The organism is Agathobacter sp. LCP21S3_B2 (assembly GCF_052118705.1).
Lineage (GTDB): Bacteria > Bacillota > Clostridia > Lachnospirales > Lachnospiraceae > Roseburia.
The window spans coordinates 1-12,337 of record NZ_JBQKGQ010000012.1 but is presented as its reverse complement, the minus strand read 5'-3'; the positions used below and the strand labels follow the sequence as shown (position 1 = coordinate 12,337).

Annotated in this window: 13 protein-coding genes; 12 read left to right on the top strand and 1 reads right to left on the bottom strand. The window is 41.0% G+C overall.

Annotated elements, in window-relative coordinates; genetic code table 11:
* Positions 1 to 30: 30 nt before the first annotated feature.
* The gene (locus ACTQ1L_RS09955; protein WP_015517093.1) at positions 31 to 336 is read left to right on the top strand and encodes a YerC/YecD family TrpR-related protein; all 306 of its coding nucleotides are present in this window, start codon (positions 31 to 33) and stop codon (positions 334 to 336) included.
* A 28-nt stretch (positions 337 to 364) separates the two neighbouring features.
* Here ACTQ1L_RS09955 and ACTQ1L_RS09950 read toward each other — a convergent pair whose 3' ends face one another.
* The gene (locus ACTQ1L_RS09950; protein WP_441366895.1) at positions 365 to 1,018 is read right to left on the bottom strand and encodes a DUF1836 domain-containing protein; all 654 of its coding nucleotides are present in this window, start codon (positions 1,016 to 1,018) and stop codon (positions 365 to 367) included.
* A 173-nt stretch (positions 1,019 to 1,191) separates the two neighbouring features.
* Here ACTQ1L_RS09950 and pcrA point away from each other — a divergent pair, with 173 nt between their 5' ends.
* From pcrA to ACTQ1L_RS09895, 11 genes are all read left to right on the top strand, one after another.
* Entirely contained in the window at positions 1,192 to 3,483 is a 2,292-nt protein-coding gene (gene pcrA, locus ACTQ1L_RS09945) for a DNA helicase PcrA (protein WP_441366894.1), read from the top strand.
* Between the two features lie 100 nt (positions 3,484 to 3,583).
* Positions 3,584 to 3,898 carry a hypothetical protein gene (locus tag ACTQ1L_RS09940; protein ID WP_015517096.1) on the top strand — a complete coding sequence of 105 codons (315 nt, stop codon included), beginning with the start codon at positions 3,584 to 3,586 and terminating at the stop codon, positions 3,896 to 3,898.
* A 118-nt stretch (positions 3,899 to 4,016) separates the two neighbouring features.
* Entirely contained in the window at positions 4,017 to 5,423 is a 1,407-nt protein-coding gene (rlmD, locus tag ACTQ1L_RS09935) for a 23S rRNA (uracil(1939)-C(5))-methyltransferase RlmD (protein ID WP_441366892.1), read from the top strand.
* A 328-nt stretch (positions 5,424 to 5,751) separates the two neighbouring features.
* The gene (locus tag ACTQ1L_RS09930; RefSeq protein ID WP_441366982.1) at positions 5,752 to 6,669 is read left to right on the top strand and encodes a ParB/RepB/Spo0J family partition protein; all 918 of its coding nucleotides are present in this window, start codon (positions 5,752 to 5,754) and stop codon (positions 6,667 to 6,669) included.
* Between the two features lie 5 nt (positions 6,670 to 6,674).
* Positions 6,675 to 7,052, top strand: coding sequence for a TnpV protein (locus ACTQ1L_RS09925; RefSeq protein WP_441366891.1), 378 nt, complete (start codon positions 6,675 to 6,677; stop codon positions 7,050 to 7,052).
* Positions 7,053 to 7,070: 18 nt separating this feature from the next.
* Positions 7,071 to 8,033 (top strand): ParM/StbA family protein, encoded by a 963-nt coding sequence (locus ACTQ1L_RS09920; RefSeq protein ID WP_441366890.1) that lies wholly within the window; start codon positions 7,071 to 7,073, stop codon positions 8,031 to 8,033.
* On the top strand, positions 8,034 to 8,462 hold the full coding sequence (locus tag ACTQ1L_RS09915; RefSeq protein ID WP_441366888.1) for a hypothetical protein: 429 nt from the start codon (positions 8,034 to 8,036) through the stop codon (positions 8,460 to 8,462).
* A gap of 203 nt (positions 8,463 to 8,665) precedes the next feature.
* Entirely contained in the window at positions 8,666 to 8,923 is a 258-nt protein-coding gene (locus tag ACTQ1L_RS09910; RefSeq protein ID WP_441366887.1) for an AbrB/MazE/SpoVT family DNA-binding domain-containing protein, read from the top strand.
* Positions 8,924 to 9,322, top strand: coding sequence for a putative toxin-antitoxin system toxin component, PIN family (locus ACTQ1L_RS09905; protein ID WP_441366885.1), 399 nt, complete (start codon positions 8,924 to 8,926; stop codon positions 9,320 to 9,322).
* A gap of 717 nt (positions 9,323 to 10,039) precedes the next feature.
* A complete protein-coding gene (gene mobC / locus ACTQ1L_RS09900; protein ID WP_441366883.1) occupies positions 10,040 to 10,393 on the top strand; it encodes a plasmid mobilization relaxosome protein MobC in 354 nt (117 codons plus the stop codon).
* 24 nt (positions 10,394 to 10,417) lie between these two features.
* Entirely contained in the window at positions 10,418 to 11,833 is a 1,416-nt protein-coding gene (locus ACTQ1L_RS09895) for a relaxase/mobilization nuclease domain-containing protein (RefSeq protein WP_441366881.1), read from the top strand.
* The last annotated feature ends 504 nt before the right edge of the window (positions 11,834 to 12,337 follow it).

The window sequence follows — 12,337 nt, the reverse complement described above, 5'->3', positions numbered from 1 at the left end:
TAAATAAATCGCATGAAAAAGGAGAACACGATGAGCAAGAATCTTAAAACAGAAGCAGTAGACCATTTGTTTGATGCTATTTTGTGTCTCAAGGATAGAGCAGAGTGTTATACATTTTTTGAGGATGTTTGTACTGTAAATGAGCTTTTTTCTCTATCACAGAGATTTGAAGTGGCAAAGATGCTTAGAGAGCAGAAGACATATCTTGATATAGCAGAAAAGACCGGGGCTTCCACAGCCACAATCAGCCGTGTGAACAGATCCTTAAACTACGGCAACGATGGATATGATATGGTTTTTTCACGCATGGAGGATGGCTCTGACAAAGAGGATTAGTTTATCATAGGGGGAAAAAACAGGCTCATTACTTTGAGCCTGTTTTTTTACTTTCTTTTCCTGAATGTGTATTTTCATGGGAAGAAGCCTCTTTTTCTTCATTTAGATTGTCAATCATGCGCTCAATCAGCATTTTCTTGATGTAGACATCAAAGCTTAGCATGCAGATAAAGCTGAATGTGTGAAGAAATTTCTGATCCTCATCAGGAAAATCCTCAAATGTCTCACCGGCAATCTTGTATTTCTTGCCGAGATCCTTTAGGAGCTTCTGAGATTCCTCCGCCTCTAAGCTGAAAACCTCAGTATAGACATCCTGCATCGTAAATCCGTCATCATTGCCGAAATACTTCTCGGTAAGCGGATTAAGAATCGAGCGGATATCGTTGATGCTCAATATATTTTTGAAATAATATATAAAAAGCAGTGTGAGCACATGCTCCTTAGAATACTTTTTCTTGTCCGGAGAAGGGAGCAGATTGTTTTTGGCATAGTTGTTTATCATTGTCTTGGTAAGGATTTTGTCGCTTTCGTAGCGCTTTGATGCAGCGAGCTGCTCGTCCATGAAGGTTGTCACCTGATCCATGTACAAATCAATATTTGGTATATCCTCCGGCTTTATGTAATCTATTGATTTAAGCTGTTTTAATAATTCTGATAAAAATTCTTTAACGTCATTCTCCATATCATCACCTCAGACTTTTATTATATAGTATTGAAAACTATATGACAAGTTTTTTTTGAATTTTCTCATATTGGGTTGTGTGAAACATATGTTTGTGGTATGCTATAAATAAATTATTTTTGGATTTATGGTATGTGTGCCTGTAAAAGACTGGAGAATTGAGAGGAAAACAGATGAACTTAGATGTGTTGAATGAACAGCAAAGGGAGGCCGTTTTGACCACGGAGGGACCGCTTCTTATTTTGGCGGGGGCCGGCAGTGGCAAGACCAGGGTTCTTACATACAGGACTGCCTACCTGATAGATGAGTGTGGCGTTAATCCTTACAATATCATGGCAATCACCTTTACAAACAAGGCTGCGGGAGAGATGCGTGAGCGAATTGATGATATGGTGGGCTATGGTTCGGAAAGCATATGGGTTTCTACATTCCATTCGACATGTGTGCGTATACTGCGCAGGTATATTGACAGGCTGGGATATGACACGAATTTTACCATATATGATGCTGACGACCAGAAGGCTCTGATGAAGGACATCTGCAAGCGTCTTGAGATAGATACCAAGATGTATAAGGAAAAGATGTTTTTAAATGTCATTTCATCTGCAAAGGATGAGATGATTGATCCGATAGAGTTTGAAAACCGCTTCACAGGTGACTTCGTGAAGCGCAAGCAGGCACTTGTATACAAGGAGTATCAGAATGCCCTAAAGCAGAATAATGCACTCGATTTTGATGATTTGCTTGTGAAGACAGTAGAGCTTTTTAAGCTGGATAAAGAGGTGCTGGATTACTATCAGGAGCGCTTCAGATATATCATGGTGGATGAGTATCAGGACACAAACACCGTGCAGTTTGAGCTTATCAGGCTTCTTGCCATGAAGTATAAGAATCTGTGTGTGGTGGGTGATGATGATCAGTCCATTTACAAGTTCAGAGGTGCCAATATATACAATATCTTAAACTTTGAGAAGCATTTTGAAGATGCAAAGGTCATAAAGCTTGAGCAGAATTACAGGTCTACCCAGAATATCCTAGATGCCGCCAACAGCGTCATTTCCAACAACGTGGGTAGAAAGGACAAGCGACTTTGGACTGACAACGGAGCCGGAGACAGGATTACCTTTGAACAGCTTGAGAGTGGCTTCGAGGAAGCGGATTATGTGGCGCGTTCGATAGCGAGACTCGTGAGAAAGGGTGAGGCGCGCTATAAGGACTGTGCTGTGCTTTACCGAACCAACGCACAGTCGCGTCTCTTCGAGGAGAAATTTATTGCAGCCAACATCCCATACAAGATTGTCGGCGGCGTGAATTTCTATGCCAGAAAAGAGATAAAGGATATCCTTGCATATTTAAAGACTATTGACAATGGCCATGATGACCTTGCGGTAAAGCGAATAATAAATGTGCCAAAGCGCGGCATCGGAGCTACGAGCATCAATAAGGTGACAGACTATGCTCTTGAGAAGGGGATAGATTTCTATACGGCACTGCGCTATATCGATGAGGTGCCGGGCATGGCGAGGTCAGCAGGCAAGATAAAGCCTTTTGTGATGTTTATACAGTCACTTCGTGCGAGAGCCGAGATGGATTCGGTTTCGCAGCTCATACAGGCAATAATCGATGAGACCGGCTATGTCGATGAGCTGAAGGCTGAGGGCACGGATGAAGCAGAGCAGCGTATTGAGAATATTGATGAGCTTATAAACAAGGCTGTTGATTACGAGCAGGGGGAGGAGAATCCTACTCTCAATGGCTTTTTGGAGGAGGTAGCGCTTGTAGCCGATATAGACGGTCTTGACGAAAACAGCGACTATGTGGTTCTTATGACTCTACACAGTGCTAAGGGACTTGAGTTTCCGAATGTGTATCTGGCGGGTATGGAGGATGGTCTTTTCCCAAGCTATATGTCAATCACGAGTGATGATGCGACAAGCGAGATAGAGGAGGAAAGGCGTCTTGCTTATGTTGGCATCACGAGAGCCAAGGAGCATCTGACCATTACATCGGCGCGTATGCGCATGGTGCGTGGAGAGACACAGTTCAACAAGGTATCGCGATTTGTGAAAGAAATTCCGCGTGAGCTTATGGCAGGCGAGGTCTATGAGCCAAAGCGCCGTGATGATGACCTTGAAAGAAATTCACAGAGCACATACAGAAAGGCTAAGGAGGCCTTCAAAAAGACACCTACATACGGCACAGAGTATGCGACAACCTTTAATACACAGCGTACAAGAACACCTGTCTACACGCCTGTGAGCAACCAGAAGTCATTTGCCAGTGCCAATACCACCGGAGGCCTTTCATATAAGGTAGGGGACAGGGTATCTCACATTAAGTTTGGCGCGGGAGAGGTCATGGCAATTGTAGAAGGCGGCAGGGATTATGAGGTCACTGTGGACTTTGACAAGGCAGGTACCAAAAAGATGTTTGCTTCATTTGCCAAATTGAAAAAAATTGACTAAAATTATTGTAATTTTTATAGGAAAATTGGATATAATATGCTATAATGGATTTAACAAATAGCATTTGACAATTACTTTTGGAAAAGGAGCGGATTGAATTATGAGTAAAGTTGAAGAATTATTAAAAGACAACAAGCTTACAGAGAAGCTCAGCATGGCAAAGCTTAATGACCTTCTCAAAAAAGAAGAGGAAGACAAGAAGCCTTCCAAGGCTGTTATCATATTTGCCATCATTGGTGTATTAGTTGCAGTTGCAGCAGCGGCATATGGTATCTACAGATTTTTCACACCGGATTATTTAGATGATTTCGATGATGAGTATGATGACGAATTCGATGATGATTTCTTCGAGGATGAAGACGATGATGATGCTGAAGAGGAAAAAGAGGCACCAAAGACTAAAGAAGAGAAATAATCGTTTTTAGATAATGGGGGCTACATATGTAGTCCTCATTTTTCTTTATGTGTGAAGCAAGGCATTTGCAGTCAGGCATACAAAGGAATAATAAAGTATAAAGAGAGATAAGAATTACATGAAAAAAGGATTTAGAGGAACAGGAACCGTAGAAAGAGTAGACTTCCCAAACAAGGGAATAGCCGTTACAGATGATGGCGACAGAGTAATTGTGAAAAATACCATTCCGGGACAGAAGGTGGAATTTGTTGTAAATAAAGTAAAGCATCAAAGGGCAGAGGGCAGACTCATGGAGGTAATTGAGAAATCCCCTCTGGAGACAGAAGAGCCATGCCCTCACTTTGGAATGTGCGGGGGCTGTACATATCAGACAGTGCCTTACGAAAAGCAGCTAGATATGAAGCTTACCCAGGTGAAAAAACTCATTTCGGATGCCATCGGCACTGAGGAAGAGTCAGGATATGAGTTTATAGGTATACATGGAAGTCCTAAAAAGAGAGAATATAGAAACAAGATGGAATTTTCCTTCGGCGATGAGTACAAGGATGGTCCTCTTGCGCTTGGCATGCACAAAAGAGGAAGCTTTTATGACCTTGTGACAGTATCGGACTGTCAGATAGTGGATGAGGATTTCAGGACAATATTAAAGGCAACACTTGATTATTTTTCAAAAAATAATATCCCATATTTCCACAGAGCAACACACAAGGGCTATCTGCGGCATCTGCTTGTCAGAAAGGCAACAAAAACCGGTGAAATCATAGTCGACCTCGTTACCACCACACAGACAGAGGGCTTCAACGAGGAGGAGCTGCTCGCAGGCTTTAGATATGCACTTTTGACCAGGCACTATGACGGCAGATTCAAGGGTGTTTTACACACAAAAAATGACAGCGTGGCAGATGTGGTCAAAAACGAGGGCACAGAGGTGCTCTACGGAGATTCTTATTTCTACGAGGAGCTCTTAGGTCTGAAATTCAAAATCACACCATTCTCATTTTTCCAGACCAACTCACTCGGAGCGGAGGTGCTCTATGAGACAGCGAGAGAGTTTATCCTGGGAGATGACAAGGATTCGCTAAACGGTAAAACAGTCTACGACCTCTACAGCGGAACCGGCACCATCGCGCAGCTTATGGCACCGGTGTGTAAGGAAGTAGTAGGTGTCGAAATAGTTGAGGAGGCAGTTTGCGCAGCAAAGGAAAATGCAGCTCTTAATGGTCTTGATAACTGTAAATTTATCGCAGGTGATGTCCTCAAGGTGCTTGATGAGATAGAGGAAAAACCGGATTATATAATTCTTGATCCACCACGAGACGGTATCCATCCGAAGGCTATCGGGCGGATTATTGATTATGATGTTGAGAATATGGTTTATATTTCATGTAAACCGACAAGCCTGGCAAGGGATTTGCAGATATTTATGGACAGAGGGTATAGAGTGGAGAAGATATGCTGCGTGGATATGTTTCCGAATACTTATCATGTGGAAGTCGTCACATGTCTACAAAGGGTGAATTCGTAGAAATCATTGAGTTTACGCACTTCGCGAGAATTTTTAAGTTTAATCGGACTCCCGGAATCGGCAAGAAAAAAGAGATTTTTCATGAAGTAAAAGTTTCTGTCGGGTTCGAACTCGTATGAGTGGACACAAGAAAATGCAATTCACAAAGTCGATAATTACAGAAATATAAACATCAACAACAGAATAAGAAAATTAGTCGAAAGACCGCTTGTTTACTACATCTTCCGGTGTATGGCAGGCGGTCTTTCCTATTTCTTAGACTGCCGACTTATTCATCAGACACCTCCGAAATGGAAAGGAGGAAGCTAAGATGAAGCATACAAGTGATATGTGCTCATGTGGGATTTACGACCATGATACAGGTGCGAGAAAGGTGAGAATCAGTGAATTGCATGACTTTGAAGGGCATCCCTTTAAGGTGGAACATGATATGGAACTATTTGAACTTATGAGAAGCATAGAGGAGAAAGGAATTCTTGTCCCGCTTCTTGTAAGACCAAATCCGAAGGGCTCCGGTTATGAAATTATAGCCGGACATAGAAGAAAAGCAGCAAGTGAATGGGCAGGGCTAGACAGTGTACCGGTAATGGTTGTTCCTATGAATGATGAGGATGCGATAATCGCCATGGTGGATAGTAACCTACAGCGTGAGCATATAAAACCAAGCGAAAAAGCATTTGCTTATAAGATGAAGCTGGATGCCATGAAACAGCAGGGAAAGAAGCTTCCGGACACTTTGTCCCAAGTTGGGACGAAGCTTAATAAGCAGGTTAATGAGGATGGAAAACCCGTTCTCCGTTCAGATGTAATTTTGGCAAGACAGGTTGGTGAAAGCAGAAATCAGATAGCCAGGTATATCAGGCTTACAAATCTTATCCCCAAGATACTGGATATGGTTGATGAGGGGAAAATTGCATTTACGATTGCAGTGGAGCTTTCTTATCTCAAGGAAGAGGAACAGTATGAACTTCATGCTGTTATGGATTTGGAGCAGTGCACACCATCATTGTCACAGGCAAACAGAATGAAGCGTATGAGCCAGAGTAGGATGCTTGATATGGATGCAATTTATTCGGTTTTGGAAGAGGAAAAGTCGAACCAGAGGGAGCAGATTAAGATTCGGGCAGATGTACTGGAGAGTTATTTCCCGGATGATTTTACACCTAAGCAGAAGGTTGAATTGATTGAGTCGCTTGTAAAAGAGTGGCACGAGAAACAGATTTCATTTAACGAAAGGAAAAGGTGATTATTATGAGCAATGAAGAACTCTCTTTATATGAGCAGATTGGTGGAGCTTACAAAGAGATAGACGGATTATATTATCCGGATATCGAGATTGAGGATGTGAGCCGATTCTGCGGAAAGTATGGAGATATGTGGAAAAAGTACATGATGGAAAATCATCATGTGCGATACCGAAGTCTTATGTTAGATGGAAAGTTAAATGAGATTGCAATGGAAGTAAATGAGGAAGCTTATGAAATGATTGATAGTATTGAGAAAAGATACTTTGAAAAACATAAGCTGCAAAATTCTGCATCAACTATCGAAATGTGGCAGGTGCGGGAGATGATTAAGACAGTGGCGGAGGAGACAATTCTTTCAGACATTGTGTACAAAACAAGATAAGATAGTGAGGAATAGAATATGACAGAGAAGATTAGAGAATACAAGATGAATGGTAGTCTGATTATCGGAGTAGATGCAGGCTATGGAAACTATAAGACGGCAAGAAGGGTTTTTCCTACAGCAATCAGTGCAAGCGAGAAACCACCTGTTCTTGCGAAGGATTATATTGAGATGGATGGGAAATATTATATTATCGGGGAAGGTCACAAGGGATTTGTAGCTGACAAGGTGACAGATGAGGATAATTATGTACTTACCATGGCGGCAGTAGTGAAGGAACTGGAAGCAAGGGGATATACGGACACAAGAAATAATGTGCGTGTACATCTTGCTGTGGGACTTCCACTAAAATGGGTACAGGCACAAAGAGAAGAATTTAAGGCATATATGCTGAAAAACAGGAATGTAAAAGTCGGATATAAGCAGAGAATGTACGAGCTTGAAATAACAGGCTGTACGGTCATGCCACAGTGCTATTCTGCAGTTGCAGAAAATCTTAAGGATTTTAAGGGAATGAATCTTGTTGTGGATATCGGAAACGGAACCATGAACCTGATGTATCTCAATAATGGAAGGGCTATGGAGAGTAGGTCATGGACGGAAAAACTGGGAGTATTCCAGTGTGAAAAAAATATTCGTAACAAAGTAAGGGATAATACGGGAAATGAGCTGATGCGTGAGGTCATTGACAATTTTCTTCGTACAGGTGAAACGGATATTGTTGAACCGTATGTAAGCCTGATGAAGGAAGCGGCAACGGAGTATGCAGATATTGTTTTTCAGAAGCTTTATGATTATGAGTATAATGAACAGATGATGAAGCTGCATTTTATCGGTGGAGGTGCAAGAATTATTGAAGCTTATGGAATTTACAATAAAGACAGAGTTTTCTTTAATCATGACATCAGAGCCAATGCCAAGGGATATGAGTACTACTGCTATATGATACTTCGACATGAGCAGGGAAAGAGGGCGATGTAAATGGCAGATAAGACATGGAATAAGAATGTCCGTTTCAACATGAACAGCGAAGATGCAGTGCAGGCGTGGAGCCTGCTGCATTCTGCTGAAGTGGACAGGGAGTTTAAGTCCCAGAATGAATTTATCATCTGTGCCATCAATGATTTTTATGAAAGGCATATTAGTACAAAGAATGATCCGTATCTTGAGACAAGGGAAAAGGAAGATGCTTTTGTGGACAGGATAGTGCAACAGGTAACAGCAAAGATTCTTGCCAATATTCCGGCACTTGCAGGAATGTATCTGCTGCAACAGCAGACAGCATTGGCAGCGGGATTACAGAATGGTGCAATGATGAATGTAAAATGTAACACCTGTAAAAATGGGAGCAGATGCAGTAACTGCCTCGCCTTTACCTGTGACGAATGTAGAAACTGGATTGAAGAATAAAGCAGATGATAATGAACCAGAGGAAAATGAGCTGTTGGATTTTTCATTCGGGATGTAAAATGTTTAACTTATCACACAAAGAGTTGGGAAAAAGAAAATTTTTGTGAATTATGTGAAACAGGGTTGATAATTTAAGTAATGCCAGATATAATATAAGTGTAAGGAAAGTAAGGAATATATTACTTTTGAAAGGAGGATTACCTATGGAACTTGCTAAAGTAACATCCAAGGGACAGGTAACAATACCGGTTGAAATCAGGAGAAAGCTTGGAATCAAGAATGGAGATAAGGTATTGTTCATAGAAGAATCAGGAAGAGTATATATGATGAATTCTTCTATGGACGCACTTCGTGAAGCACAGAGAGCTTTTGCAGGTGAAGCGGAAAGAGTTGGTATAAAGGATGACGATGATGTTATGGCGATGATCAAGGAGCTTAGGGAAGAAAGTGTGGTGAAGTAGATGAGAATTATGCTTGACACCAATGTGCTGATATCTGCACTGCTTTTCCCGGGAACTAAGATGGATGCAATGATGAACTGCATATTTACACAACATCAGCTTGTGTTATCATCCTATGTGGTGGAAGAACTAAAAAATGTTGTCAGACGGAAATTTCCGAAAAAAGAACAGGTAATTGATAAGTTACTGTTGATGATGAGTTTTGAGTATGTATATACTCCCAAAGAGATAGAAGATGGACTTTTTGATATCAGAGATGTAAAGGATTATCCGGTACTGTATACTGCAATCATTGAAGATGTGGATATATTAGTTACGGGAGATAAGGACTTTGCGGATATTGATATTGAAAAGCCAGAGATAATGACTCCGGCGGAGTTTATGGAAGAATTTCGATAAGCCCTTTCCCGGGACAATGGTTACAAAGACAGAAAATACCGGCATCCCCTTTGAAGATGCCGGTATTTTTCTGTCCGGGGGTTCTTAGGGGGCAAAGCCCCTTAAGCAGGTAGCACCGATGGTGAAGACAATGAGGAAGGAAAAGAAATGCGGGGTGTCGTTCGGACACTTCGCATTTCTTTTTTGACGAATTGGCAAGCCAGCGGTACTACCTGCCTATATCATCCACACCACATCGGAAAGGGAGGAGAAGATTTCTTCCTGAGAAAAGAAAGATGTGGGAAAGGCTGTCGGAGCGTAGAGCGAAGACAGGATTTCGGAAGTCTGCTGCGTTTTTTGCAGCTGACTGACCTGTGTGGATGATGTGCCCTGTCTGTAGAGAATTTCCGGGAAACAGCTATAGTACAACTTAAATATGGTTGCTACGGTATGATTTATGCTATTGAAATATAGCTGATTTTTGTAGCAGCGGCTATGGGAAAAGCTAATTTTGTAGCAGAAGTATGGTGGCAGTCACTTAACAAAGGGAAGAGGCTATAGTAATTATGGATAGTGTAGCCGACAGTAATCAGATATGAGCGAAAATGAAAACAACTGAATATGAGACAGATAAAAGAAGGAAGCTGATACAGTGCAAATAGCAATGTGTCATGCTTCCTTTTTTTGTGCATGAGTTCATCAATAGGGATGACTTTTACAGATAAGAGGAGGGATTTTATGGCGAACAGAACAAAGGACGAGGTTATCTATGTACGAGCGGACAGACGACTAAAAGACAGATTCGAGAAACAAAAGGATGAAAGCGGATACAGAGGTAATGCCGATTTTATAAGCTATTTACTGGATGTAAATGAAGGAAAGCGAGTGGATGGGGTGACGTTAAAGGAAATAAGAGAGCTGTTGAAAGAGGCGGTGCATGAGCTAAAGAAGCAGGGTGTGAATCTTAATCAGATTGCACATGCCGTCAACATGTATGCAGATCTGTTTTCCGAAAGCAGCTTTAAAACCACGAATTATTTCTTAAAAGATATTGAAGATAAACTGCTTCAGATATCGGAGAAGCTAATATAGAAGGGCAGGGAAAGGAGGAAGATTATGGGTGCGGTATATGGAAATGTAAAAGTGAATTACAGTTATTGTAAGTCTGTGGCACAGCTAAAAAGTGCAGACGATTATATTCTTGGAAGACGAAAGGAACAGATTGCTGATGGTGTGGTGAAGACGCAGAATCATCTTTACAATGCATTTGGCTGTAACAGGGATAAATTTTCTAATAGTCTACTTATGACAAGGAAAATGCATGATAAGAAGTACAGCCGATATAAACAGAAGGAGATTCTGGCACAGAAGCTGTCCATATCCTTCCATCCGGATGACAATGATAAACTTACCTATGAAGATGCCTACAGAATTGCAGAAGAGTTTTCAAGGGAGTTTTTCTGGTCAAAAGGCTATGAGGTATTATTTGCGGTGCATACGGATACAGAGCATGTTCATGTGCATTTTCTGGTAAGTAACTGCAATCTGAGGGATGGAAAGTCATTTCGGAGAGGTCCGGCGGAACTTAAGGAAATGTGCAGCTTCTTTGGAGAACAGTGCAGGGAGCATGGTCTGACACATTCCTACAGGGATACTTATTATGTGAAGGATAAGAGCCCTGAGAGATGCAACTTTGCAGAGTATCAGATGAAAAAGAGGGAAAAATTGTCATTTCGTGAAGAGATAAAGATATATCTTAGAAATGCGGTAAATACCCCTGAAACAAGGACATTAGAGGATGTAATCCAATATGTGAAGGATTATTTTATGATGGATGTGAAGCTGCGTGGTAACACAATCTCTTACGCTCTTCCTTATAGACGGAAGAAAAATGGAGAACCTGTATCTGTCAGAGGGAAGCGACTTGGAGAGCGGTTTACTGTCTCTGGGATTACAGAATGTCTGGAGCAGAAGGAAAGGAAGCGAATAGAGTATCAGCGGATTGAGGCAGATATTGAGCATATGAAAGAATTCCTACGTGATTATGATGAGTGGGAGAAGGAACCAGGAGAAACAAGCCGAGAAGATAATCCGGAGAACAGTAATGAAGAGAAGAATATAAGTTTTTATGAAGGCTTTGACCTGTTCTGTGAAAAAGAAGATATCAGGGAAGCGGATGAGGATATTTTCTATGGTGCAGCATTTGAACAGTTTAACAGGGAATGGCAGGGAGAAGAGGATGATAAGGAAAATTCTTTTACAGATAAAGAAGAAAAGGAAGAACAGCCGGATTATAAAAACATGCCACTTGCGGAGCGTGTAGCAATACTGCCAGAGCCGACAGAGGATGTTATGGAGGAACTTCGGATGTATGAAAAAAGAATGGGTTACAATAAGGATACGATGCGTAGTATGCGATATCAGATGAGCATGTATGATGAATTTTTGGAGGAATATGAGGCGAGGAAGAAGCAGTGGGGAACAGAAAAGGTTAGAGAATTTGAACGATGCAAGCATAAGAGAAGCCGATAAGAGAAAGTATATTAAAATAGTATCTTCAAACTGTAGGCTGTTAGTTTCAGTACAAAACAGAGAGAAAATATGGTATACTATAAAAAGCCTAGATTATTCATGGCACAGCCGTGAAAGTGGCTAAAAACCGCATAGTTACTGTATTTTAACTGAATATTGCTTTTCACCTATCAAGTGAATGAAAAAAGAGCATCCAAATGTGGTAAAATTAAGGTGTCCAAGACTTAATAAAAACCAACAAAGGAGCCCTTTATGAGTATTGTAAACAACTTATCATTAGAAAGCAATAGACAGATTAAAATAAACCTGAATCCGTGAAGTTCATTTTTTAACGTCCTATGAAACGCCCATAAATACTACATTTTCTTAAATTTCAACGATTATTTTATATTCACCTTTTGGGTGAATGAAATTTCTGCTAAAATAGACCTATAAATCAAGCAATTTAGGAGCGTTTTACCATGAGCAATAATCGTAGAGTGACATTAAAAGGAAATCAAAATA

Bases quoted from the DNA above. Each gene is read 5' to 3' on its own strand.
- mobC (WP_441366883.1), top strand. From the start codon at position 10,040: ATGGCGAACAGAACAAAGGACGAGGTTATCTATGTACGAGCGGACAGA.
- ACTQ1L_RS09910 (WP_441366887.1), top strand. From the start codon at position 8,666: ATGGAACTTGCTAAAGTAACATCCAAGGGACAGGTAACAATACCGGTT.
- ACTQ1L_RS09955 (WP_015517093.1), top strand. From the start codon at position 31: ATGAGCAAGAATCTTAAAACAGAAGCAGTAGACCATTTGTTTGATGCT.
- ACTQ1L_RS09915 (WP_441366888.1), top strand. From the start codon at position 8,034: ATGGCAGATAAGACATGGAATAAGAATGTCCGTTTCAACATGAACAGC.
- pcrA (WP_441366894.1), top strand. From the start codon at position 1,192: ATGAACTTAGATGTGTTGAATGAACAGCAAAGGGAGGCCGTTTTGACC.
- ACTQ1L_RS09895 (WP_441366881.1), top strand. From the start codon at position 10,418: ATGGGTGCGGTATATGGAAATGTAAAAGTGAATTACAGTTATTGTAAG.
- ACTQ1L_RS09920 (WP_441366890.1), top strand. From the start codon at position 7,071: ATGACAGAGAAGATTAGAGAATACAAGATGAATGGTAGTCTGATTATC.
- ACTQ1L_RS09925 (WP_441366891.1), top strand. From the start codon at position 6,675: ATGAGCAATGAAGAACTCTCTTTATATGAGCAGATTGGTGGAGCTTAC.
- ACTQ1L_RS09905 (WP_441366885.1), top strand. From the start codon at position 8,924: ATGAGAATTATGCTTGACACCAATGTGCTGATATCTGCACTGCTTTTC.
- rlmD (WP_441366892.1), top strand. From the start codon at position 4,017: ATGAAAAAAGGATTTAGAGGAACAGGAACCGTAGAAAGAGTAGACTTC.
- ACTQ1L_RS09930 (WP_441366982.1), top strand. From the start codon at position 5,752: ATGTGCTCATGTGGGATTTACGACCATGATACAGGTGCGAGAAAGGTG.
- ACTQ1L_RS09940 (WP_015517096.1), top strand. From the start codon at position 3,584: ATGAGTAAAGTTGAAGAATTATTAAAAGACAACAAGCTTACAGAGAAG.
- ACTQ1L_RS09950 (WP_441366895.1), bottom strand. From the start codon at position 1,018: ATGGAGAATGACGTTAAAGAATTTTTATCAGAATTATTAAAACAGCTT.